This is a genomic window from Cellvibrio sp. ARAG 10.3 (assembly GCF_051846955.1).
Taxonomy (GTDB): Bacteria; Pseudomonadota; Gammaproteobacteria; order Pseudomonadales; family Cellvibrionaceae; genus Cellvibrio.
This window is the reverse complement of sequence record NZ_JBPYCU010000001.1, coordinates 246,952-271,962: the sequence shown is the minus strand read 5'-3', so window position 1 is coordinate 271,962 and position 25,011 is coordinate 246,952. Positions and strand designations below refer to the sequence as shown.

Sequence of the window (25,011 nt, the reverse complement as noted above, 5' to 3'; positions counted from 1 at the left end):
GACTCGCCGTAAACCCGGTCCCTTCGCGCTCCCGGCGCTTCGGGACACTTCCCACATCCATGTGGGTCGTCCTTGGGGGCTCATCACCAGCATCCATGCTGGTGATGATCTCAGGGGTAAGATCGGAAACCATGGAAGATCGGAGTAATACCCGGCGTTCAGTTGTGGGATTTTTTCCGGTAAGCTGGCTGGCTGTTTTGCCAGTTGTTGGCAGTAGATGTTCACAATAATGAGTTCACCACGAATGAAAGACTGGTTAGTCGTCAGTTTTATTAAATTCCTTTCGCTTTTACCGCTATCAATAAGTCGTGCCTTGGGCACTTTTTTGGGTGGTTTGTTGTGGCGTGGTCGGGGGCGGGAGAAGCGGGTGACGATTGCGAATCTGCAGTTGTGTTTTCCGGAGTTAAGTGAAGCTGAGGTTCATGCGTTGGCGCGTGAAAGTTTGCAGGAGACGATGAAGACGGCGATGGAGGCGGGTGCGGTGTGGCGGAGGGATTACGCCTGGCTCAGGAGCAAGATGGTGGAGATTGAGGGCGAGCATATCCTGCGGGACAAGTTGGCTTTGGGGAAAGGGTTGTTGATGTTGGCGCCGCATCATGGGAATTGGGAGGTGGTGGCGCCGTATCTGGCGAGTATTGCGCCCTTGACGGCGATGTATCAGCCGTTGAAGTCGGCGGCGATGGATGAACTGGTGTTGAACGGGCGCAGTAAGTTGAACATTACGATGGCGCCGACCAATCGCAAGGGTGTGATGATGCTGCTCAAGGCGTTGCAGCAGGGCACCATCGTGGGCATTTTGCCGGATCAGGTGCCGGAGAAGTCAGCGGCTGGGGGGGTTGCGCCGTTCTTTGGTCAGCCGGCGCTGACGATTGGTTTGATCCACGGCCTGATTCAAAAAACCGGTTGTGCGGTGGCTTCGGTGTTTGCGCAGCGGGTGCCGGGTGGGTTCAAGATGGTGGTGCTGGATGCCGATCCGGCTATTTATAGCGAGGATGAGCTGACTTCGCTGACGGGTATGAATGCGAGTGTTGAGGCCTGTGTGCGGCGCGCACCGGCGCAATATCAGTGGGAATACAAACGTTTTCGTCGCCTGCCGGAGGGCTATCCCCGGCATTACCAGAGGAACCTGCCGTAACAGAATGTTAGCGCGAGGCTATTGAGACGCTTGCTTTGCAAAAAATCCTTTTTCACCATAGTGTGTTGCGTCAGTCTTAGGGCTACAATTAGGCGGCTTTTATGTCGCCGCGCTCCGGTGTGTTATTCGAGAGCGCTCATCCGTCGCTGCTAACCCAGCATCTCCTGTTACTCAATTCATGTGATAGTCGTTGGCCAGAATAATGAGCAATAACACAAAGTCAGGTTTGCATTGGATCGTTGTTGGATCGCTATGGTTGACCCTGACTGCTTGCAGTTCAACCTCTCATCTGTTTGTAAAAAAAACCGAGCTGGATGCGCTGGACCAATGTCTGGCGACGCAAAAATCGCAACAGGAAATCTTTACCCAGCAACAGGCCAAGCTGGAAGAAACTATTAATATGCTCAGCGAGAGCCTTGAAGAACAAAAGAAACTTGCCGCCATTCCCCCTCCGCCTCCTCCGCCAGTAGAAAGACCGCGCCCGATTGTCTGTCCGAAATTGCCACCGCGACCAGTACAGGCGACGAACGTCAATGACACGGCGTTCCAGGATAAACAGGTCGTGGGTGAGAAAGAACAGGTCTTCCTCAACGATCTGGGTATTAGCATTCTTGCGCGCATCGACACAGGTGCGACCACGGCGTCGATGGATGCGAGGAATATTCAGACCTTTGAACGCAATGGGGAAGAGTGGGTGCGTTTTACGGTTTATCATCCAATGACTCGCGAGCCGATTGAAGTGGAACGCAAACGGGTTCGCCGCGTCCATATCGTTCAGTCAGGTGCCGAAGAGCCGGAACGACGCCCGGTGGTGGAGATGCGGATTACCCTGGGCAAGATTACCCAGAACGCCCAATTTACCCTCGCTGATCGTAGTAACCTGGAGCAACCCATGCTGATTGGTCGCAATGTATTGCGCGATGTGATGCTGGTGGATGTGAGCCGTAGCGAGATTGTTCCGCCGGTTCGCCCAGAGAAAGCTCCGGAGCCGGCACCCAAGGCGCAAGACACACCCAAAGCGGAAGAAAAACCCAAAGCTGCCAGCGAGCCGCAAGCCAAGCCGCAGCCTCAACCCCAAAACCAACCCCAAAATCAACCAGAGCCTCAACCTGAACCACAGGCTGACCAATGAATAAGCCCTCCCGCGTTCCGTTTTACAGCATTATTGTCGGATTGATTGTGCTCGGCCTGGGCACCGCCTGGCTGCGCCACACCACCATGGAAATTCCGTTCCTGGCCGGTGAGCAGCGCCCGGTATGGATGATTGAGGCGCGGGTGGATTTTTTCGCCAGCGGTGATGCAGTGGTCGCCAACCTGGCGTTGCCGGATAACCCACCCGGATTCCGGATGTTTACCGAACAGGCTGCCTCACCCGGCTATGGCTGGTCGGTTATCGAAAGTAACGAAGGTCGGCGCGGTGAGTGGACCAAGCGCAGCGCCAGCGGGCCGCAAACGCTCTACTACAAGGCGCAGTTTGTCGGTGGGCTGGATAATGAGCCCATGCTTGAACCACAGCCACCCCAGGCGACGCCGGTGATTTGGGATGGTCCCCAGGCAACTGCTGCCGGGCAGCTGCTGGCAGTGGCACTCTCCACCTCCAGCACCCCGCAAAGTATGACCCGCGAGCTGATCAAACTGCTTAAAGATCCCTCTCCGGATCAGAACGCCTCGCTCATGCTGGCGGCTGAGCCCAATATGGCTACCCTTTTGGAGAAGCTGCTCAACCAGGCCGGTATCCCGGCACGCAGTGCTATGGGTTTATATCTCGAAGATGCCCGTCGCCACCAATCCCTGACACAGATGGTAGAGGTGTACGATGGCGAGGAATGGGTGCTGTTTAATCCCGTGACCGGCCAGCAAGGTGTGCCGGAGAACCTGTTAATCTGGCATCGCGGCAATCAGTCGCTGCTGGATGTGGTGGGTGGACGCAATTCGCGCATCGGCTTCTCCATGATTTATCAAACCGTACCGGCGCTCGAATTGGCTCGCGCCCAGACCAATGACAACATCTTCTCCATCATCGGCGTGCACCGTTTACCGATTGAAGAGCAGAGTATGTTCAAGCTGCTGTTCCTGTTGCCGCTGGGTGCATTGGTGGTGGTCTTTATGCGCGTGATCGTGGGCCTGAAGACCTCCGGGACTTTCATGCCCATCCTGATTGCCCTCGCATTCCTGCAAACCTCGCTCGGTTTAGGGTTATTCAGTTTTATTTCGGTGGTGTCTTTCGGCCTGGTGTTGCGCACCTACCTTTCGCGCCTCAACCTGTTGTTGATTGCGCGTATCGCCACACTGGTCGTGCTGGTGATCTTTATTATCTCGGTGCTCAGCCTGGTGGGTTATCAGATGGGCCTGAATACCGGCATGACGATCACCTTCTTCCCGATGATCATCATCGCCTGGACCATTGAGCGGATGTCGATCCTGTGGGAAGAAGAAGGCCCGAAAGAAGTCCTTGTCCAGGGCGGCGGCAGCCTGCTGGTGGCGGTGCTGGCCTACCTGATGATGCAGTTGCCGTTAATTGGCCATCTGACCTTTAACTTCCCGGAGCTCAACCTAGTGTTCCTTGCATTCATCATGTTGATGGGTCAATACACGGGCTACAAATTCTCTGAGTTGCGCCGCTTCCGCGCCATGGTGGAGAACGAAACTGTCGAAGACAAGGCGGGTGGCACCAAGTGAAATGGGTCAGTCCGTGGCGCCTGCGCCGCATGGGAATTCTGGGGATGAATTGCCGCAATCGCGATTTTATCGGCAGCTACAATTCCCGCCACCTGTTCCCGCTGGTGGATAACAAACTCAAGACCAAACTGCTCGCCGAAGAATACGAGGTGGCAACGCCACGCCTGTTTTTTGTGGTGGAGCAGCAACACGAAATTGCCCATATTGAAAAGAAGTTGGAAGGTCTGGAGGGCTTCGCGGTCAAGCCGGCGAAGGGTTCGGGCGGTAAAGGGATTCTGGTGATTATTGGTCGGCGCGGCGACAAGTTTATCAAGTCATCCGGTGCGGAGATCACGGTTGAGGATATCCGTCGCCATATGAGCAACACCCTCGCGGGCCTTTATTCTCTGGGCGGTAAGCCGGACATGGTGATCGTGGAAGACCTGATCCAGTTCGACGACTCGTTCGAGGGCTATTCCTACGAAGGCGTGCCGGATATCCGCATCATTGTATTCAAGGGTTACCCGGTCATGGCCATGCTGCGGCTGGCAACCCACGCGTCTGACGGCAAGGCCAACCTGCACCAGGGCGCGGTGGGCGTGGGGCTGGATATCGCCACCGGTCGCGCGCTCAAAGCGGTGCAATTTTCCAAACCCGTCACCCACCATCCTGACACCAAACGCCCGCTTAACGAGATCCAGATTGCCAACTGGCGTGACATGCTGTTGCTGGCGTCGCGCTGCTATGAGATGACCGGCCTGGGCTATATCGGTACCGACATTGTGCTCGACAAAGTGCGCGGCGCGCAGCTGCTGGAATTGAACGCCCGGCCGGGACTATCGATTCAAGTCGCCAACGGCCGCGGCCTGCTGCCGCGCCTGCGCCACATCGAATCCCTCAAACCGCGCGCCCACCGTACTCCGGAGCAACGGGTGGATTACGTCATGCGCACCTTCACCAGAGACGGCTTGTAATCCCGTAGGTCGGATTAGCACAGCGTAATCCGACACCCCGCTCTCCACTAACACCTTACCGTCGCCAAAACATCGGACTAAACAACACCAACAACGTAAACACCTCCAACCGCCCCAACAACATCGCGAAACACAGCACCCATTTTGCCGGCGCGTTGATGCTGCTGTAATTGGACGCCACCTCGCCCATACCCGGGCCGAGGTTGGTGATGCAGGCACCGACGGCGGAGAAGGAGGTGACCAGATCCAGGCCGCTCATCAAGAGCAGTAAGAACATCAGGATGTACATCACCACGTACATCGCAAAAAATCCCCACACCGCTTCCACCACCCGATCCGACACATTGATGCGCCCCACCTTGATGGGGATGACCGCGTTGGGGAAGATCAGGCGATGGATTTCACGAATGCCCTGTTTGTAGAGTAGCAACACGCGAATCATCTTCATGCCACCACCGGTGGAGCTGGCGCAGCCGCCAAGGAAGGCGAGGATAAACAGGGCGAAGGGCAGGAAGGATGGCCAGGCAACAAAGTCTGCCGCAAACCCGGCAGTACTGAGGGTTGATGCGAGGTTGAAGAAACCGATAACAAAGCTGTCCTTGGCGTCGTAGGTGTGGGTGAAGTAGAGATAGCTCACAGTCACCAGGGTGCCCACGACAATCCAGCCAAAGTAAAAACGAAACTCCGCATCGGCAAAATAGTAATGCAGGCTTTTCTCGCGCCAGACGAAAAAGTGTAGCGCAAAGTTGGCGCCTGATATCAACATAAACACGGAACATATCAGCAAGATCGCTGAACTATCGAAATAACGAATACTGTCATCGTGGGTGGAGAAGCCGCCGTTGGCGACGGTGGAAAACGCATGGCACAGCGCCTCGAACCAGTTCATCCCCGCCAGCCAGTAGGCGATACCGCAGGTGAGGGTCAGCACGAGGTACATCAGGAACAGTGCCTTGGCCGTTTCGGTAATCCGCGGTGTGAGTTTGTTGTCCTTCACCGGCCCCGGCGCTTCCGCGCGGTAGAGCTGCATCCCACCGATGCCCAGCATCGGCAGGATCGCCACGGCTATCACGATGATCCCGATGCCGCCGAACCACTGCAGCTGGTGGCGGTAATAGAGAATCGACGGCGGCAGCTGGTCCAGGCCGCTGATGACGGTGGCTCCGGTGGTTGTCAGGCCCGAAACGGCTTCAAACATCGCATCGGTAAACGACAGGGAAAGTCCATCGGACAGGATCAACGGCAGCGCCCCGAAAGTACTCAACACCGACCAGAACAGCGCCGTAATCAGGAAGCCATCGCGGGTACGCAAATCGGCTTTGCTGGTGCGTGCCGGCAACCACAAGCCAATACCGGCGGCGAAAGTGATGGCGAAAGCCAGCAGGAAGGTCATGTAATTGTGGTCGTCAAACCACAGGGAGATGGCGATGGGCACCAGCAGGGTCAGGCTGAACAGGGTGAGCAATACGCCCAGCACCCGGGCGATGGTGGCGAAATTCATGTCACACGTAATCCATCAATGAGCCGTTAAACATCAAAAGAAGGTGAAGCCGACCTGGAACAGCTTCTCGATGTCGCGAGTGTGCTTTTTATCCAGCAGGAACACAATGACGTGGTCGCCCGACTGCACCACCACATCGTCATGGGCGATGATAACCTCGCTTTCGCCGTCCGCCGTGTCGCGCACGATGGCTCCAATATTGGCGCCTTCGGGCAAGTCGATATCTTCCAGCGCCTTGCCTACCACCTTGGATGACTTGGCATCGCCGTGGGCAATCAGCTCCAGCGCCTCCGCCGCGCCCCGGCGCAGTGAGTGAACGTTCACCATATCACCGCGCCGCACGTGGGTCAGCAAACTGCCGATGGTGGTGGTCTGGGGCGAGATGGCGATGTCTATGTCGCCGCCCTGCACCAGATCCACATAGGCCGGGTTGTTGATCAACGTCATCACCTTGCGCGCGCCCAGTCGCTTGGCGAGCATGGACGACATGATGTTGGCCTCGTCATCATTGGTCAGCGCGAGGAATACATCGGTGTCTTCAATATTCTCCTCCAGCAGCAGATCCTGATCGGTGCCGCTGCCGTGTAACACGATGGCGCGCTCCAGTTGCTCGGAGAGGCGCGCGCAGCGATTGCGGTTGTGTTCGATCACGCGCACGTTGTAACGGCCTTCCAGCTTTTTCGCCAGCCGATAACCAATGTTTCCACCGCCGGCAATGGTCAGGCGCTTGTAGGGGACTTCGAGGCGGCGCAGCTCACTCATCACCGCGCGGATATCGGCCTTGGCGGCGATAAAAAAGACTTCATCATCAGCTTCGATCACCGTCGAACCGGTGGGCATTATGGCGCGATTGCGTCGATAAATAGCCGCTACACGGGTCTCGACATTGGGCATATGCTGGCGCAGGTAGCTTAGCTCCTGACCTACCAGCGGTCCGCCGTGGTAAGCGCGCACAGCCACCAACTGGACCTTGCCGTCCGCAAAATCCAGCACCTGCAAGGCGCCGGGGTTTTCGATCAGGCGAAAGATGTAATCAGAGACCAACTGTTCAGGACTGATCAAAACATCAATGGGAATGGCGCCGCTTTCAAACAGGGCGCGATGGGTGAGGTAGGCGGTGGAGCGCACCCGCGCGATCTTGGTGGGGGTGCGGAACAGGCTGTCGGCGACGCGGCAGGCGATCATGTTGATCTCGTCGTTATTGGTCACGGCGATCAGCATATCCGCGTCCTCGATCCCCGCTTGAATCAGGATATCCGGATGTGACCCCTCGCCCGTGATAACCCCGATATCGAGCCGGTCGCGCAGGTCGCGCAGGCGCCCCTCGTCGGTATCCACCACGGTAATGTCATTGGCTTCGCTGGCGAGATGCTCCGCAAGGCTGCCGCCCACTTGTCCCGCACCAAGGATGATGATCTTCATAAGCCTTCTTAGTTAACCAGGGGTTCAAATCCGCAGCCGCGCATCCAGAGCCCGACCGTACAGCGGCTGCCACTTTACTGCGTTTGGGTGTAAAAACGCTATAAAAAGCAGCTTGGTCGGTTTTCCTTCCTTTCTTTCTTAGTCCCGGATTCCTGGTGTGCTTGGATTCGTTAAGATTTCTCGTACATCAATCGCCCATATCGATTTGGTCACTTTCGACAGGGCAAACAAGAAGATCAAGGGCAGGATCATGGTCTTTAGTAGAAAAAGCGTCATTAAATTCAAGATGCCATTAATAGCACCTTCAAGTTTATCCTTCATGGAAAAAGCATTAAATTTATCGCCAAGACTTTTCACTGATGACATCGAATCAGACACGGTCATTCCGATGGATTCCATAAGGCTGTTTGGCTTTCCAGCCAGGGTATTTTCTATATAAATTTTTCTTTCCTGGATTGCTTCCATATTTTCTTCAAGCTCCTCTATCTGTTCTTCGAGAAGTTGAAGGCTTTTCTTTTTGGCTGAAGCAGTGCTTTTTAGTGACGATAAATCTTTATCCGATAGCCTTTGCATAAGGCTCAATTTTTCTTCTGCATTTCTGACGTTTTCATCAGCTTTATTTACAGATTTGTTGGCATTCTCACGTAGTTGGTGCTGCTTTTTCAAGAGGTTGCTAATAGATTGTTCTTCTGCGTTTAGTTGTAGTAGTTGATCTGAAAGCGCCTTATTATCTGCGACAGATATTTTCTGTATCTGATTGGCAGTATCAATATCGTGACTAAGTGAACTTAGTGCTTCTACATCATCTTGTGTTTTCTCATCGAGAAACGCATGGTCTACAAAACTATTCATAATGATGACGAGAGCTAAAGAAAACCTTATGAACAGGAAAAATAGAAAGAGTCTTGACAGAAAGTTCAGATGCATCCCGTTTTTAAAATAAAATCCGGTTAAAAGTAAAACTCCTGATACGCTCAATAAAATCTTGAACAATGTATCAGATACAATCTCCACTAATAATTTTTGGATTATTAGTGATCCGATAGCGAGTTTCATGAGTGATGCATAGTCTTCCACTAGGTTATTGACAGGATTCAATACCTCTCCAATCGTTACATTGGCTACACCTACGCCTAATGTTAATGATTGGCAGACAGAAATTACGGCATTAAGTGTTCGCGCAACACCAAACGCTACAGTGGACTTCACCAACGAGTCGTCAATATATTCCGTAGAGAGCTTGTCCAGCTTACCGAGCCATGAAATTAGCACTAAAAATAAGATGCTAATTATTAGAATGTTGCGGGTTTTCGGATGCTGGATCTTAGGTGGGTAGGGATCAAATGACATACTAACTCCTTATAGCTTTTGTTGTTGATAGCTGCCTTAGCAAAAAAATAATTGCACATTCAAATGAGAGTAGCTTGTTAATTTATGCCATTTTTGCGTAACCGGGCATAATAAAATCCGTCATGGCCTTTTTCATCGGGCAGTAATTGTCGACCACAATGTTGCGGAGTGCCCCAGGAAACATCCAGCGATTCGCACACGGCGTCAGGCTGTCGGGCCAGGAAGGCTTCGACCACCTGGGTATTTTCGGCGGGCATGATCGAGCAAGTGGCGTACAGCAAGATGCCGCCGGGTTTAAGCAGTGGCCAGAGGTTATCGAGCAATGTGCCCTGCAGCTGAGCCAGCTTGGTGATGTCGGCGGCGCTACGCAGGACTTTGATATCTGGATGACGGCGGATAATTCCGGTGGCGGAGCAGGGGGCATCGAGCAGGATGCGGTCAAATAGCTGACCATCCCACCAGTCACCTGGCTGGCTGGCGTCACCGCACCGGATCTGCGCGCTCACCTTGAGGCGTGCGAGGTTTTCCCGCACCCGCCCCAGGCGACGCTCGTCGCTGTCCAATGCCACAACCTGCAGATTGTCCGCGCTCTCTAATATATGGCCGGTTTTGCCGCCGGGCGCACAGCAGGCATCCAGCACCCGCTGACCGGGTTCAAGTTGCAGCAGGCCGGCACTTAATTGTGCGGCTTCGTCCTGCACGCTGATCATGCCCGCATCAAACAGCGGTAATTGCCGGGGATCGCTGGCGGTCTCCAGGGTAAACCCCACCGGACTAAACGGAGTGGGTTGCGCAGCGATAGCGGCGTCAGCCAGTCGGGCGAGATAGCTGTCCCTAGTTTCCTGCCGGGTATTCAGACGCAGGGTAAACGGCGGATGGGCGTTATTCGCCGCGATGATTTGATCGATCTGATCCGGCCAGGCGCCTCGGAGCGTGTTGAGCAGCCAGGCAGGATGGCTGCTGGTGAATACCGGGTCATCCTGTAACTGGCGATCCAGTTCCTCGTGTTCACGCTGGAAGCGGCGTAACACGCCGTTGATCAGTTTGGTGGCCCAGGGCTTTTTCAGCGGGCGTGCCGCTTCCACAGTCTCGCTGATGGCGGCGTGGTCGGGTACGCGCAGATGTTTGAGTTGGTAAAGGCCCAGCAGCAGCAGCGCCTGGATATCGCTGTCCTTGGCGCGCAGGGGCTTGTCGAGCAGACGTTGCAAGTAGGCGTCCAACTGCGGTTGCCAGCGCAGCGTACCGAAGCACAGCTCTTGCAGAAACGCTCGCTCTGTTTCCGGGACTTTGGTCTGGGTCGCCGGTAACAGGCTCGACAGCGAGCCCTGTTGGCGCAGGATCTGGCCGACGACCTGGGCGGCGGCGGTGCGGGCGGTCAGTGCCATCAGGCGGGTAACTCCAGTGGATCACCCAGGCTGAATAAATACGGGTGTCCGCGCAGCAGTTCATCGACACCCATAGGCTTTTTACCCGGCAGCTGGACTTGCTCAAGCAGCAAACTGTCTTGGCCACAACTCACGCGAATGCCAGTGCTGCTCACTTCCATCACGGTGCCGGGTGCCTTATCCGTATTGTTCGGTACGACCCGGCTCGACCAGATACGAATGCGGTCTTCGCTGCCGGCTTTTTGGGTAAAGGCCACGGGAAAGGGATTAAAGGCGCGTATCTTGCGCTCCAGTATGACCGCCGGTTGCCGCCAATCGAGCAGGGCTTCGTCTTTGTGCAATTTGGGTGCGTAGCAGCTTTGGCGGTCGTCCTGTGATTCAGGCTTGGCGAGGCCATGTTGCAATTGGTCGAGCGCTTCCAGGAGTGCCGGCGCACCGATGGTCAGCAATTTATCGTGCAGGCTGCCGCCGGTATCGTCCGGCAGGATGGCGCACTCGGCCTTCACCAGCATGTCACCTGTGTCCAGCCCGACATCCATCTGCATGATGGTGACCCCGGTGATGGTGTCCCCGGCCTCCAGTGCGCGTTGAATCGGGGCCGCGCCACGCCAGCGTGGCAGAATCGAGGCGTGCACATTGATACAACCCAGGCGCGGAGTATCCAGCACTGCCTTGGGCAACAGCAGTCCATAAGCGACGACGACCATGATATCGGCCTGGAGCGCGGCCAGCTCCTGCTGGGCGGCAAGCTCTTTAAGGGACAGCGGTTGATAAACCGGAATGTTATGCGTGAGTGCCAGCGCTTTCACCGGGCTGGCGGTGAGTTTCTTGCCGCGCCCCGCCGGACGGTCCGGCTGGGAATACACAGCGATCACCTGGTGACGACTATCCAGCAGGGTTTGCAGATGGTGCGCGGCAAAATCCGGGGTACCGGCGAAGACAATGCGCAGCCCCTCAGCGGCGGGGCGAGACGATGATGGCATGGAAGACCTGACTATTCGAGCGTCGTAAAAAAGAAAGCCTGACGGGTTAGATCAGGCTTGGGCGCGATGTTTCTTTTCGAGTTTCTTGCGAATCCGCGAACGCTTGATGGGCGACACGTAATCGACAAACAGTTTACCGTTAAGGTGATCGATCTCATGCTGGATGCAGACCGCCAGTAAGCCGTCCGGTTCGATAGTGAACGGCTTGCCATCGCGGTCCAGGGCATTGACCCGGACATGGCCGGGACGCACAACGGTTTCGTAGAAACCGGGAATCGACAGGCAGCCTTCGTCGTATTCCTGCAATTCTTCATCCAGCACGGTGATTTCGGGATTGATAAAGACCATGGGTTGGGATTTATCTTCGCTGATATCGATCACGATCACCCGCTCGTGCACATTGACCTGCGAGGCCGCCAGACCAATGCCCGGTGCGTCGTACATGGTTTCAAACATGTTATCGACCAGCTGCCGGATGCGGTCGTCGACCACAGCGACAGGTTTTGCGACAGTGCGCAGACGCGGATCGGGAAATTCGAGTATTTCTAATATCGCCATAGCTTGTGACAAACTTCTAGTAAAAAGACAATAACCGCTGCTAACATGATGATCGCACAGCATTTACGCCGCGAGAATGCGCCACCAGCAGGCGGAAGATTGGGCTATTATAACGTCAACAGCAGGGTGAAATCCTGCTTTACTTGCTGGTGCAACGTTAAAAATGGCGGCAAAGTTCCCGGCTTCAAGGGTAACGCAACGAAGGATGACGCATTGAATGGTTTGAATGTGTGCTAGCCTTCTTTCGGCGGCACCGCTGTGCATTTGGGGCGCTGCTAACTTCCAGGACCGAAAAAAACAGGATCGGTTTCTATGAAAAAAATGATAATTGCGGTACTCGCAGTGTCACTGCTGAGTGTGTTGACTTGGGCACAGGATGGGATCTTGCGTGACAACCATCCCGATGAATACACCGTCAGAAAAGGCGATACCCTGTGGGATATCTCCAATACCTTTTTAAACACCCCCTGGATGTGGCCGGAAATCTGGCATGTTAATCCACAAATTGAAAACCCTCATTTAATCTACCCCGGCGACGTCATCCGTCTGATCTACCTCGACGGCCAACCGCGTCTGACCCTGGATCGCACTGTGCGCCTGGCGCCCGGCGATACCAAACTGGGCCCGAGCGTGCGCGTCCTGCCGAGCGAAGATGCCATTCCCGCGATTCCGCTGGACCGCATCGACAGCTTCCTGTCGCGCAGCCGGATTCTGGATTTAGATGATTTGGAAGGTGCACCTTACATGCTCGCTGGACCTGAGAAGCGTATCGTCGTGGGTGCCGGTGACACGGCATATGCGCGCGGCGACTTCAGCGGCGATATCAAGAACTATGGTGTCTTCCGCAAAGGCGACAAATATGTCGACCCGGTGACCAAGGAATTTCTCGGTATCCACGCCCAGAGCATCGGCACGGTCAGCGTCAAATCGGTGAAAGACGATATCGCCACCGTCACCGCAACGCGCAGCACTGAAGAAATCCGTATGGGCGACCGCCTGTTGCCCAACGAAGAGCGTTCAGTGGACTCCATCTTTTACCCCAGCGCGCCGGATACCGAGATCGAAGGGGTGATTCTCGGTGTTGAGGGTGGCGTCAGCCAGGTGGGCAAGATGAACGTGGTGATCCTTAATCGCGGTGATCGCGAGGGCCTCCAGGTCGGCAATGTCCTGGCCATCTATAAAACCGGTGAGCTGGTGCGCGACCGGGTCACCAACGAGCGCGTGCAATTGCCCGACGAGCGCGCTGGTCTGCTGATGGTGTTCCGTACCTTTGAGAAGATGAGCTTCGGTCTGGTATTGGAAGCCGAGCGCCCCCTGTCTGTGAACGACAAAGTGCGTAATCCCTGATTCATATTTCCCCGTTAACACAGCCGCTTCATTGACGAAGCGGCTTTTTACTTTCAGCAAGGATGTGTATGCAAGACTCCCTTCAAGCCAATCTTATCCTCCAGCGTTTACCCGATTTTGGTCCCGCCACCTATTGGCGACTGATCGATGCCTTTGGTGATCCCGCCACGGCATTGAAGCAATCTCCCGATCAGCTGCAGGCTGTTTTAAAACCGGCAGCGCTCGAGGCGCTGCGCGAATATCAACGGCAGCCCCACGACAGCCACGCGGGCCGGTGCCTGGCGCATGACCTGGATTGGCTCGATCAGCATCCCCAGGTGACGCTCCTTAGCCTTGAACATCGTGATTATCCCGCCCTGTTACGCGAAATTCGCCGGCCGCCACCCTTATTGTTTGTTCTGGGTGATCCCGCATGCCTAAGCATGCCGCAGGTGGCGATTGTGGGCAGTCGCAGTCCCACACCCGGCGGCAGCGACAACGCCCACCAATTTGCCCGCTTCCTGGCCGGTGCCGGTTTTGTGGTGACCAGCGGGCTTGCGCTGGGGGTTGACGGTGCGGCACATCGCGGCGCGCTGGCCGCTAACGGCAGGACGGTTGCGGTGTTGGGAACGGGCATTGACCGGGTCTATCCGGCGCGACACCGGCAGTTGGCTCAGGACATCATCGCGGCAGGCGGTGCACTGGTGTCCGAATTCCCGCTCGACACCCGCTCCAACGCCAGCAATTTCCCACAGCGCAACCGCATCATCAGTGGCTTGAGTTGCGGCACTCTGGTGGTAGAAGCGGCGGTGCAGAGTGGATCGCTGATTACGGCCCGGCTGGCGCTGGAGCAAAATCGCGAAGTCTTCGCTATTCCCGGTTCGATCCATAACCCGCTGGCGCGAGGTTGCCACAAGCTGATTCGCGATGGGGCCAAGCTGGTGGAAACCGGCCAGGATATCGTGGAGGAATTGGGTGCCTTACTGGGCTTTCAGCAGGCGGAACTGGACTACGGACGCGGTGACAGCCCGAAGGTACCGCTGGACCCGGATGAGACGCATCTGCTGCAAGCCATGGGTTATGATCCGGTGGATGTTGATACCCTGGCACAGCGCACCGCCCTGGATGTGGGCCTTATCGCGGCGCAGCTGATCGGGCTGGAACTCAAAGGCGTGGTCAGCAGCACGCCCGCAGGTTATGTGCGGGCGATTGCTTAGGACCTGTTGAGCCGACCGGCCCGGTGCATTAGAGTGCGGACTCGTTTAACGGGCCAATGATGCCCATCTGCTACAGGATCTGTGCCATGACCAACTGGTCACTCAATCCCCGTATTCGCCACGCCGCCGAGGTGATGCGACGGGGCGGTGTTATTGCTTACCCCACGGAAGCCGTGTGGGGGCTGGGATGTAATCCCTTTGATCGGCGCGCTGTGGAATATCTGTTATCCCTCAAGCAGCGGCCCATGCACAAGGGGTTGATCCTGATCGCGGCAGATATTCGCCAGGTGGAGCCGTTTATCGACCACCTGGACGACCTGCAGCGCCAGAAACTGAAAAACTCCTGGCCGGGTCCCGTTACCTGGCTCGTACCCAGGAATAAGCTGGCGCCGTTTTGGGTAACGGGAAATTCTCCGTCTCTTGCGATCCGGGTAACGGATCATCCCGTGGCGGCGGGTTTGTGCCGGGCTTTCGGTGCGCCGATAGTCTCTACCTCCGCTAATCCCCAGGGACGTGAACCGGCCCGCGATGCCTTGACCTTGCGGCGTTACTTTGGTGATCAACTGGATGCCATTACCCAGGGAAAAGTCGGCCGCCGAGCCAACCCCTCGGAGATTCGCGACCTGTTAACCGGTGAGATCCGCCGCCCCGGCTAGTGTTGTCAGTAACCTGCGACCATTTTTGTAAGCACCATCAAGTGAGGATTTATGACCGAGACCAACCCCGGCTCAGCACCCGACAAACTCGCCGTCAAGGCTTACCTGCTGGATTTGCAGGATCGGATTTGCGCTGCACTCGCCGACGAGGACGGTGGCGGGAAATTTATTGAAGATGCCTGGGTCAGAGCGGAAGGCGGTGGCGGGCGCTCCCGTGTCTTGGCAGAGGGTGCCGTGATCGAGAAAGGCGGGGTAAATTTTTCGCATGTACACGGTACCCAAATGCCTGCGTCGGCCACGGCCCACCGGCCCGAGTTGGCCGGGCGTGCATTTGAAGCCATGGGGGTGTCGCTGGTGATTCACCCGCACAATCCTTACGTGCCCACCAGTCACGCCAATGTGCGGTTTTTTATCGCCGAGAAGGAAGGCGCAGAGCCCGTCTGGTGGTTTGGCGGCGGTTATGACCTCACGCCCTATTACGGCAACGAAGACGACTGTCGCCACTGGCACCGCACGGCTCAACAAGCTTGCGCGCCCTTTGGCGATGAGGTGTATCCCCGGTTTAAACAATGGTGCGATGACTACTTCTTCCTTAAGCACCGCAACGAGGCGCGGGGCATTGGCGGACTGTTTTTTGATGACTACAACAAGGGTGGATTTGAACAGAGTTTCGCGCTGATGCGCGCGGTGGGTGACAGCTACATCCCCGCGTATCAACCGATTCTGGCGCAACGAAAACATCAGGCTTATGGGGACCGCGAGCGGCACTTCCAGCTTTACCGACGCGGTCGCTATGTGGAGTTTAACCTGGTCTACGACCGCGGCACCTTGTTTGGTTTGCAAACCGGTGGACGCACCGAATCCATCCTGATGTCGCTGCCGCCGCTGGTGCGTTGGGAGTACAATTGGCAGCCGACGGACGGGTCTGCGGAAGCAGAGCTATACGAAAAATTCCTGCCCGCGCGCGCCTGGGTTTAATCAATATCCAAGCCATCCCAACGAGGATGGCACACCTTGCCAAAACGATAACAACACGCACAACACACTGGACTTGCAATGACTGACCTCTATGCTGTTTTCGGCAACCCGATCAATCACAGTAAATCGCCGCATATCCACCGTCATTTTGCCGAGCAAACCGGGCAGGACATGACCTACACCAAACAATTGGTGGTCGACGGAGAATTTGCGGCGGCGGCGACGGAGTTTTTTGCGAAGGGTGGTAAAGGGCTGAACATCACTGTGCCGTTCAAACTGGATGCTTATCGTTTTGCCGACCACCTCACGCCGCGCGCGCGCCGCGCCGGTGCCGTCAACACCCTTGCGGCGCAAACCGACGGCAGCATCCTGGGTGATAACACCGACGGCATCGGCATGATCCACGATATGCACAACCTCGGCTGGGAATTACACAATAAACGTGTGCTGATCCTCGGTGCTGGCGGTGCGGTGCGCGGCATCCTGCAACCCCTGCTGGAGCAGGAGCCGGAGAGCCTTGCCATCGTTAACCGGACCCACGACAAGGCAGAGCAGTTGGCCAACAGTTTCCATGACCTGGGCGATGTGCGTGCGCTTAAACTGGAAGAACTTGCCGGTCAACAATACGACCTGGTGATCAACGGCACCTCCGCCAGCTTGCATGGTGAATTGCCCCCGCTGCCGGATGATCTGCTGGCACCCGGCGCCTGTTGTTACGACATGATGTACGGTGCCGAGCCAACGATCTTCCTGCAATGGGCGCAGGATCACGGCGCTACCGGTGTGGCGGATGGCTTGGGCATGTTGGTGGGGCAGGCGGCAGAGGCGTTTTATCTGTGGCGACAAATACGCCCGGAGGTGGTGCCGGTTATCACCGCCATGCGCCGGCAAATGAGCGATAAAAATCACAAATAATCCACTGCCCATCAGCTATAGTGATGAGGCAAACCGGAACGGTTTGCCAGTTGAATTTTTAGGAGGTTTAACCTCCGGGATTACTGATGCTTTGCGAGGAACAGCCCATTAACCATCCATGAGGATGTAAAGTATGAGTAAGTCACAAGATGCGAAAAAAGAAACCAAGAAACAACCTGCGTTAAACGCCAAGGAAAAAAAGGCGCGCAAGAAAGAGAAAAAATGGATAAATAGCTTTTGATTGTCAACGGAACCCAACTTTTATCTCGTGGGTTCCGTTACCTACCCCCAAAGCCTCGCATATATTTTATCGGTTCGATGAAAAACAACTCAGTTAAGTTTTTCAATCGTGTAATGATTTACTATCGATAAAATTATTAAACAATTATTTAAGTGTCGTAAAAATCATCCAACCAATAAAATTAGTTGTAATTGCCAGCCGAGTTGCTAATAGCAAATCCGTCTAGGCGTTTATCGCATTTATTTCTGGTGACCGTTTACCCGCCCTTAGTATGGCTATATATTTTCTCTCGCTTGATAGTTAGCAGTAAGCGCAACGCGAACAATCATTGCCGACGGATTTATTTCGCTCTGCAGTATGATTGTGAAAATAAAAAAGTTGGCGTTGTTCGCACAATAATAACGTAACGTGAGAGAGCTAATACTATGTTAAAAAAACTGTTATTTTCTTTTGTGGTCCTATCCCTGTCTGCCAGCGTCTTCGCTGCCAAAAACCGTCCCGACGGTTATGTCACTATCTGTAAAATTGGTGAGACCTGTTTTGTCAGTTCCTCAACCAACGTAGCTTTTGGCGCGTCCGACAAATTTGTCTATAAAGTGTTGAGCGGGAGTTTCTCCTGTTCGGTGGCGACCTTTGGTTCTGACCCGAATCCTGCCAAGTCGGTAAAAGAATGTTCGATTCCGTCAGGCAGTTCAGGTGGTGGCGCTTCCAGTTCATCCAGCTCCAGCGGCGGTTCTTCCGGCGGCGGCTCCAGTAGCTCATCGGGCGGTGGCAATTCCGGCAGTATCACCGGTGCTTCCTGTTCTGCTAATGGCTCCACTACCGTGAACTCCACCATTCGCGTTACCAGCGGCACCTACGATGGTAGTTGCCGTGTGCATAATGCCGGCAGCGCGTTGGGTGACGGTAGCCAAAGCGAAAGCCAGCAGCCGGTGTTCCGCGTGGAAAATGGTGCGACCTTGCGTAACGTGATCATTGGCAACAACGGCGCAGATGGTATCCACGTTTACAACGGCGGTAACATCGACAATGTGACCTGGCAAAACGTCGGCGAAGATGCCTTGACCATCAAATCATCTGGTACCGTGAATGTCACTAATATCGAAGGTTACGATGCTGACGATAAATTCTTCCAGGTGAACGCGGCGAGCACCTTGCGGGTGAGCAACTGTATTATCCGTAATGCCGGTAAAGCCCTGCGTCAAAACGGCGGCACCACCTATAAGATTGATGTGGCGTTTGATCGGTGTGATATCTCCGGAATGAAGGAAGGTGTATTCCGCACTGACAGTTCTACCAGTGTGGCGCGCATCACTAACAGCCGTTTGAAAAGTGGTACCACCATTTGTATCGGATTCCGCTCAGGTAACTGCACATCATCCGGTATTACTTACTACTAGGTTTGTGCGTTAATTCTTTTTTATTCGTCTGATTTAAGCGCCGACAGTGTCGGCGCTTTTTTTAATCTGCGCGTTTGTTAGCCTGCGCGATAAAATACGTAGTCCTTACCGGCCTCTGTCTCCAGGTCCCATAATTGCCCTTCACGTACCGGCGCCCGCTGAACCGGAGCATCCTGATTGATGAGCGGTGGTTTTATGACGGGTGTCGAGAAAAAGCGATTGGGATTATCGCCGTTTGCTGGTAATAAACGCGCATCGCTTTTCAATGTTGTGTGAACACGCAGACGCGCTACGCCACCCAGACGCGAGTGCAGTTTCAAAGAGGTTAGCTCGCCATTATTCCAGGCAATATCCACCACAAAGCCACCGCGCGTTACCAAGCCTTTCACTTCGCCCTGCGGCCATGCCTCCGGCAAGGCTGGCAGGATATGGATAAATCCGTCGTGGCTTTGTACTAACATCTCGGCGATACCGGCAGTCACACCAAAATTGCCATCGATTTGAAACGGTGGATGGGCGTCAAGCATATTGGCGTAGGTGCCGCCTTTCTCGGAGATAGCATCGGTTGCTTCGGTGAGGTTAATTTGTTCCTGCAATAACGCGTAGGCGCGATTGCCATCGAGGAAGCGTGCCCACCAGTTGATCTTCCAACCCATGGACCAGCCGGTGGATTTATCGCCGCGATGCGCCAGCGATACTTTCGCAGCGTTTAACAGTTCGGGCGTGCGATAAGGAGAAATCTGGTTGCTGGGAAACACACTGTACAAATGCGACACATGACGATGGTGATCCTGTGGATCATCCCAATCCGCTAACCACTCCTGTAACTGACCGAAGTGACCGATTTGCATGGGCGGTAGGCGGTCGCGCTTGGTTTGCAATTCTGTTGCGAATGCTTCATCGATACCCAGCACAGCTGACGCCTCAATAACCGCCGAAAATAAATCAAATACCAGCTGGTTATCCATGGTAGTGCCGGCGCTGATTGATGTTGGTGTACCTTCGCGACGGTAAGTATTTTCCGGTGAGTTAGACGGCACCACGACCAGCCATTGATGTTCAGGTTCCACTTGCAAGGTATCGGCAAAAAACTGCGCAGCGCCGCGTATTACCGGATAGTACTTGCGCAAAAAATCTTTATCGCCGGTAAATAAATAATGCATCCAGATATGCTGACTCAACCAGGCGCCGCCGGTTTGCCATTGACCGTAAAAGGGTGCATCCACTTGCCCGGTAATCCGCCAGATATCGGTGTTGTGATGCATCATCCAGCCGCGTCCACCATAAAGTTTTTTCGCGCTTTCCTGGCCGGTTACCGCCAGGTCTTCAAGCATGTCAAACAGTGGCTGGTGCAGCTCGGGAAGTTGCGTCACTTCCGCAGGCCAGTAATTCATTTCGGTGTTGATGTTGACCGTGTACTTGCTGTCCCATGGCGGATTGGTGTGCGGATTCCAGATGCCTTGCAAATTGGCTGGCTGGGTGCCCGGTTGCGAGCTGGAGATCAATAGATAGCGACCGTATTGGAAATACAACATCGCCAGCTGCGGATCGTGTTGATGGGCAAATTGGGCAATGCGTTGGTCCGTGGGCTGATCCATTGCTGGTGTGGTACCGAGATCCAATGCAACGCGATCAAAAAATTGTTGATAAAAACGGATGTGCTCGTCGCGCATTGCCGGGTAAGATTTTTGCTTCGCATGTTGCAGATAATTTTCCGCACGCGCCACACTGTTACCGCTTACATCATCGTAGTGATTAAAGTTAGTGCCCACAGCAATACGAATAATGACTTCATCTGCCGCATCAATGTGCAGGCCATCGCTAGCCTTTGTAACACGCCCACCGGTAATCTCCGGTTCAATCAACGCAGTAAAACGAATCTTGCCCTCCACACCTTCATGGGCGTGGCCGCGTCCCTCGACGCGCAGACGCGTGTCTTCGATATGCAGTTGATGGGTTTGCGGACTGTTAAAACCAAGGCGCGTGGAGATCTGCCCGGCGCGATCAGCGGTCAAGCGAATAACCACCACCTGATCGGTAAACGAACTGAACGTCTCCCGCGTAAAGGTTACGCCCTTGTGACGATAGCGGGTCGTTGCCACGGCATTTCCCAGATCCAGTTCGCGATAGAAATCGTTGTAATCTTCATGACCGGGAAACGCCAGTATGAGATTGCCCAAGGTTTGATAAGGCATGCCATCATTGGTGGACTTAATCTTCCGGTCAGCCAAGGCTTGTGCCTGCTCATACTTACCCGCAAGCAATAGATCGGTGACTTGTGCAATCGCATCGGCAGCAGCGGGGTTAACATTATTATTCGGGCCGCCCGCCCAGATGGTATCTTCATTTAACTGAAGTTGTTCCTGCGCCGGATCACCAAACACCATGGCACCCAGGCGGCCATTACCGATGGGCAGCGCCTGATTCCAGTTCTGCGCGGGCTGGTCATACCACAGGCGCAAATCGGTTGATGACATTGGGGTATTAATTGTTTGGCAAGACAGTGTCAGCAAAACTGCACAGCCGTACACCAGCACGCGGAAAAGCGATAAAAAAGAAGAAAAAACCAAGCCGGAAGACATGATGACAATCCTGTTTATTAGAAGTGTATTATCAATCGCGCGTCAACCACGCAGTACACAGAGATGCCGAGCAATATAACGCTGTTATAAGAATAATAATGGCCCGAAACGGTAGGCCGTCAAAGTATAAAACAGCGCAGAGCGTTATAAACCAAATTACGAAACTTTACCTTATTATGATTAAGGAGCATGTGTAGGATATCGGTGACCAGATGAAGGACACAGACAACTTGAATATGAAGTTGCTTGCAAGGATACTTGCGTGAATTTAACGGATAAGGTAGGCGCCAAATGAAACTCAACGATATCCGAGTGTTTATCCCCAGCAAGGATTATGAAACATCCCAATCTTTTTATCGGGCGTTGGGCTTTACTCTATCGAAGGCGTCTGATGATTTATCGATACTGGAGAAGGACAACACCACCTTCTTTCTGCAACGATACTACAATAAGGAGTTTGCAGAGAATCTGATGCTGCAACTCGTGGTGGAAGATATTGAAGCGGCATACAAAGCCGTGTCCGGGATTGAGGTGGGAAATTACAATGCCAGATTCAGTCCTATAAAACAGGAAAGCTGGGGCAAGGTTATTTATTTGTGGGGCCCATCGGGGGAGCTTTGGCATATTACCGAATTAAAACCCTGAAAAATGAAAACTCAAAATCTATTTCCCAATGTTTAAAGGAGTTTCTATGAGTAAACGGATCTTACGCTACACGCTGATCGCTATCTTCTTTATCCCCTTCGGCGCGTTTGCGCGGGAGATTGCCATAACTTTTGATGATGCGCCGACACCAGACTCCGCGTTGATGACGGGTAGGGAGCGAACCACGAAATTAATTGCAGCGTTAAAAAAAGCTCAGGTTCGCGATGCACTGTTTTATGTAAAAGCTGATTATATCAATCCAGAAACAGCGGCACGTCTAGAACAATATACCCAAGCCGGGTTTCATTTGGCCAATCACAGCTTTAGCCACACGTCAGCCAATGAACTGGGCGCTGATGCTTATGCGGTGGATGCATACAAGGCGCATCTGCAATTAAAATCCTTTGACAATGTTGTGATGTATCACCGCTTTCCTTACCTGCACTACGGCAAGGAGTTGGCGTCTATCAATAAGCTGCAACAGTTATTGGCTGAGCTGGGTTACCAGGACGGCTATGTCACTATCGACAACTTTGATTGGTATATAAATGCCTTGCTCGTCAAAGCGGCGGAAGAGGGTAAGTCAATAGACTATGAGCGGGCGCGTGATTTTTACGTGAATACGCTCTATGACAATATAGAATTTTATGATGCGCTTGCCGAAAAATCCTTGGGCCGCTCGCCCCGGCATGTATTGTTGTTGCATGAAAACGACACGGCCGCTTTATTTGTCGCTGATCTGGTAGAGCACCTGCGTACTAAAGGTTGGAAAATTATTTCATCGCAGCGAGCTTATCAGGACAAGATCGCGAGAGATTTTCCCCAAACCGTTTTTCATAAGCAGGGCAGAATTGCGGCTATCGCCCATGCTAAAGGTATCCCCGAAGCTGAGTTGCGTCATGTATCAGAAAATGTTGATTATCTAAATAACGCATTCTCAGCCGCAAAAATTATCGGTGATTAATCAATCCGAACAATTCGCTCTCCCACCGCAAGCACCGCGCCCGTTTTTGGATCTGTCGTCAGGCTCCGGAAATGGCTGGCGGTGTGGGTGGGTAAAGTCTCCCAGCTTACACCGCCGTTTGTTGAGCGGATAACCTTACCGTCGCGCCCGGTGAGCAGCAGATTTTTTGTATCAGGTTCCACGACGGCATCGCGCAGCTCCTGGGTTGTTCCACTATCCATCGCTTGCCAGCTATCGCCCGCGTTGGATGAACGCAGCAAGGTGCCGTCGCCCCCAAAAGCCATTAGGGCTTTGGTGTTCGGGTCCATTGTCATTCGCCGTAGATCGGAATTTGTTGACAGATCGATTGGTTGCCAGCTTTGTCCATCGTCTCGTGAGCGTAATAAGGTGCCGCCCGCGCCGAGTAAAAACAATTGTTGATGGTGTTGGTCTGCATAGCTGCCAAACAAATCAGCGCTGGTGTTGGTATCAATCGCTTGCCAGGTCTGGCCACCATCAAGGCTACGTGCTGCCACACCAGCTTGGCCGGTTATGAGAACGACACTCTCCTGTGTTCGCGTTAATACACTGCCGTGCCAGAATTTTCGCTGCGTGGTAATCGGCGATGCAACCCAGGTTTTGCCCTGATCCTTTGACAGGTAATGGCGTCCATCGGCTTCGATCGCAATAAGCTGATGATGTGTTGAATCCATTAATAAATCGGTAAACGCTTCTGCCACATTAAAAGGTGTGTAATGCACCTCGGTCCAGCTCACGCCATCGTCTGTTGAGCGCACAATGGTACCGGTTGGCCCGGCGGCAATGAGTGCATTGGATTGGGTTTCTTCAATCAGTGCACGGTAGGTTGGTGGCGTCATCGGGTCGGTATAGGCAATGTTCAAGAGTTGCCAGCTTTTTCCTTGATCGATGGACCTCAGCATATAACCCAACTCGCCCGCCACTAACCAGGTACCCTGCGAACTGACCAAGGCGTTGCGCCAATAAATATCCAGTTGCATGCGATGATTCCGCCAGTTATCGCCACGATCATCGCTGGTTGCGAGCAAGCCACCGCGCCCGAAGGCGATATAGGATTTTTCATCGCCCAGCACAAGCACATCTTCAAACGGTGTTTGCGTATGCCGGGTTTGCGGCTCCCAGGTTAAACCCGCATCGCGCGATACCAGATGCGTGCCGTAATGGCCAAATGCGCGCAATACGTTTTTCTGTTTATCAATTACCACATTACCGAGGTAATTAGCGGCGCCGTGAAAGGGCGCATCGATTAATTGCCAGGTTTCTGCGTTATCCGCCGTGCGCAAAATTTTACCGTTGTGGCTCGCCAGCAAAAAAACATTCGCGGCACTGTCAAACACGCCATCGTTAAAGAACGCCTGGCCATCGGTTTCAATTAATTGCCAATTGCTACCTTCATCGCGGGAGACAAGCAACTTTCCATAAGCACTGGTCGCAACCAACACATCATTGAACGCATAAAACCCACTCAACGGCGTATCCAGATCCAGCTGCATGACCTGCCAATTCACACCGCCATCATCAGAAAAACCAAACAAACCGCGCGACCCACCGATAAATAAGCGCTGGCTTTTGGGCGAAACGAAAATCGCCTCTATATCCAGCACCGCCAAACCTTTGCCGAGCTCAATGTTTTGCCAATGCTGGCCATCATCAGAACGCAAAACCGTACTGCCGGTACCGACAGCAAACCACCGCTTATGCTCGCTGCTATAAATCAACGCCTTCAGATTCGCCGTCGTATCCGCAGAAATTTTATTCCACGTTTTACCCTGATCAACAGAACGCAACACCGTACCCTGTTCGCCCACCGCCACCAACGCATCGCCCCCGCTAACTATGTGATTCAACTGCGCCGTCGTCGGCGCCCCCACAAACTCCCACGTCCCTGAATCAGTTGAACGCTGAATAACACCATCACTACCCCACACCAAAATCGCCTGCGAATTTGGGTCGACCATCGCGCCGGTGTAATTGGGATTAATGACCTCGGGTTGATAATGAACCACTTTTTCCGGCGATGCAGATTTCTCTGTACAACCGAATAATATGAAAACCAATAGAAAGGACACGCGTAATATAACGCTGGACAGGCATTGCATGATC

General features: G+C 54.0%; 20 protein-coding genes. 12 read left to right on the top strand and 8 right to left on the bottom strand.

Annotated features, from left to right (window positions below; genetic code table 11):
- Window positions 1-244: 244 nt before the first annotated feature.
- From ACSV5M_RS01085 to ACSV5M_RS01070, 4 genes are all read left to right on the top strand, one after another.
- Entirely contained in the window at window positions 245-1,135 is an 891-nt protein-coding gene (locus ACSV5M_RS01085) for a lysophospholipid acyltransferase family protein (protein WP_439173556.1), read from the top strand.
- Window positions 1,136-1,337: 202 nt separating this feature from the next.
- Window positions 1,338-2,267 carry an ATP-dependent zinc protease family protein gene (locus ACSV5M_RS01080; protein WP_439173555.1) on the top strand — a complete coding sequence of 310 codons (930 nt, stop codon included), beginning with the start codon at window positions 1,338-1,340 and terminating at the stop codon, window positions 2,265-2,267.
- Window positions 2,264-3,814 carry an inactive transglutaminase family protein gene (locus ACSV5M_RS01075; RefSeq protein WP_439173554.1) on the top strand — a complete coding sequence of 517 codons (1,551 nt, stop codon included), beginning with the start codon at window positions 2,264-2,266 and terminating at the stop codon, window positions 3,812-3,814. The genes ACSV5M_RS01080 and ACSV5M_RS01075 overlap by 4 nt, the downstream gene beginning before the upstream one ends.
- Entirely contained in the window at window positions 3,811-4,767 is a 957-nt protein-coding gene (locus tag ACSV5M_RS01070; RefSeq protein WP_439173553.1) for an alpha-L-glutamate ligase-like protein, read from the top strand. Before ACSV5M_RS01075 ends, ACSV5M_RS01070 begins: the two co-directional genes overlap by 4 nt.
- Window positions 4,768-4,822: 55 nt before the next feature.
- Here the strand turns inward: ACSV5M_RS01070 and ACSV5M_RS01065 are convergent, their stop codons facing one another.
- The 6 genes from ACSV5M_RS01065 to def all read right to left on the bottom strand — a co-directional run bounded on the left by ACSV5M_RS01065 (window position 4,823) and on the right by def (window position 11,966).
- The gene (locus ACSV5M_RS01065; protein WP_439173552.1) at window positions 4,823-6,268 is read right to left on the bottom strand and encodes a TrkH family potassium uptake protein; all 1,446 of its coding nucleotides are present in this window, start codon (window positions 6,266-6,268) and stop codon (window positions 4,823-4,825) included.
- 33 nt (window positions 6,269-6,301) lie between these two features.
- On the bottom strand, window positions 6,302-7,690 hold the full coding sequence (trkA, locus tag ACSV5M_RS01060) for a Trk system potassium transporter TrkA (protein WP_087467356.1): 1,389 nt from the start codon (window positions 7,688-7,690) through the stop codon (window positions 6,302-6,304).
- Window positions 7,691-7,828: 138 nt separating this feature from the next.
- Window positions 7,829-9,040 (bottom strand): hypothetical protein, encoded by a 1,212-nt coding sequence (locus tag ACSV5M_RS01055; RefSeq protein WP_439173551.1) that lies wholly within the window; start codon window positions 9,038-9,040, stop codon window positions 7,829-7,831.
- Window positions 9,041-9,117: 77 nt separating this feature from the next.
- Window positions 9,118-10,425, bottom strand: coding sequence for a 16S rRNA (cytosine(967)-C(5))-methyltransferase RsmB (rsmB, locus tag ACSV5M_RS01050; RefSeq protein WP_439173550.1), 1,308 nt, complete (start codon window positions 10,423-10,425; stop codon window positions 9,118-9,120).
- On the bottom strand, window positions 10,425-11,408 hold the full coding sequence (gene fmt / locus ACSV5M_RS01045; RefSeq protein WP_439173549.1) for a methionyl-tRNA formyltransferase: 984 nt from the start codon (window positions 11,406-11,408) through the stop codon (window positions 10,425-10,427). Before fmt ends, rsmB begins: the two co-directional genes overlap by 1 nt.
- Window positions 11,409-11,459: 51 nt before the next feature.
- Entirely contained in the window at window positions 11,460-11,966 is a 507-nt protein-coding gene (gene def, locus ACSV5M_RS01040; protein WP_087467352.1) for a peptide deformylase, read from the bottom strand.
- A gap of 312 nt (window positions 11,967-12,278) precedes the next feature.
- On the opposite strand from def, the gene ACSV5M_RS01035 reads away from it, so the two are divergent.
- The 6 genes from ACSV5M_RS01035 to ACSV5M_RS01010 all read left to right on the top strand — a co-directional run bounded on the left by ACSV5M_RS01035 (window position 12,279) and on the right by ACSV5M_RS01010 (window position 18,699).
- A complete protein-coding gene (locus ACSV5M_RS01035; protein ID WP_439173548.1) occupies window positions 12,279-13,313 on the top strand; it encodes a LysM peptidoglycan-binding domain-containing protein in 1,035 nt (344 codons plus the stop codon).
- Between the two features lie 68 nt (window positions 13,314-13,381).
- Window positions 13,382-14,509, top strand: a complete 1,128-nt coding sequence (dprA, locus tag ACSV5M_RS01030) for a DNA-processing protein DprA (protein WP_439173546.1) — start codon at window positions 13,382-13,384, stop codon at window positions 14,507-14,509.
- 86 nt (window positions 14,510-14,595) lie between these two features.
- Entirely contained in the window at window positions 14,596-15,165 is a 570-nt protein-coding gene (locus tag ACSV5M_RS01025; protein ID WP_439173545.1) for an L-threonylcarbamoyladenylate synthase, read from the top strand.
- A gap of 51 nt (window positions 15,166-15,216) precedes the next feature.
- Window positions 15,217-16,143, top strand: coding sequence for an oxygen-dependent coproporphyrinogen oxidase (gene hemF / locus ACSV5M_RS01020; RefSeq protein ID WP_439173544.1), 927 nt, complete (start codon window positions 15,217-15,219; stop codon window positions 16,141-16,143).
- Between the two features lie 78 nt (window positions 16,144-16,221).
- The gene (gene aroE, locus ACSV5M_RS01015) at window positions 16,222-17,058 is read left to right on the top strand and encodes a shikimate dehydrogenase (RefSeq protein WP_439173542.1); all 837 of its coding nucleotides are present in this window, start codon (window positions 16,222-16,224) and stop codon (window positions 17,056-17,058) included.
- Window positions 17,059-17,724: 666 nt separating this feature from the next.
- Window positions 17,725-18,699 carry a pectate lyase gene (locus tag ACSV5M_RS01010; RefSeq protein WP_439173541.1) on the top strand — a complete coding sequence of 325 codons (975 nt, stop codon included), beginning with the start codon at window positions 17,725-17,727 and terminating at the stop codon, window positions 18,697-18,699.
- Window positions 18,700-18,776: 77 nt separating this feature from the next.
- Here ACSV5M_RS01010 and ACSV5M_RS01005 read toward each other — a convergent pair whose 3' ends face one another.
- The gene (locus ACSV5M_RS01005; protein ID WP_439173539.1) at window positions 18,777-21,281 is read right to left on the bottom strand and encodes a glycoside hydrolase family 95 protein; all 2,505 of its coding nucleotides are present in this window, start codon (window positions 21,279-21,281) and stop codon (window positions 18,777-18,779) included.
- 291 nt (window positions 21,282-21,572) lie between these two features.
- Between ACSV5M_RS01005 and ACSV5M_RS01000 the strand changes: the two genes are divergently transcribed.
- Window positions 21,573-21,926, top strand: a complete 354-nt coding sequence (locus ACSV5M_RS01000; protein ID WP_439173538.1) for a hypothetical protein — start codon at window positions 21,573-21,575, stop codon at window positions 21,924-21,926.
- A gap of 46 nt (window positions 21,927-21,972) precedes the next feature.
- Window positions 21,973-22,890 carry a polysaccharide deacetylase family protein gene (locus ACSV5M_RS00995; protein ID WP_439173537.1) on the top strand — a complete coding sequence of 306 codons (918 nt, stop codon included), beginning with the start codon at window positions 21,973-21,975 and terminating at the stop codon, window positions 22,888-22,890.
- Here ACSV5M_RS00995 and ACSV5M_RS00990 read toward each other — a convergent pair.
- Window positions 22,887-25,007 (bottom strand): VPS10 domain-containing protein, encoded by a 2,121-nt coding sequence (locus tag ACSV5M_RS00990; RefSeq protein WP_439173536.1) that lies wholly within the window; start codon window positions 25,005-25,007, stop codon window positions 22,887-22,889. The two genes, ACSV5M_RS00995 and ACSV5M_RS00990, sit on opposite strands and share 4 nt — an antisense overlap.
- Window positions 25,008-25,011: the final 4 nt, after the last annotated feature.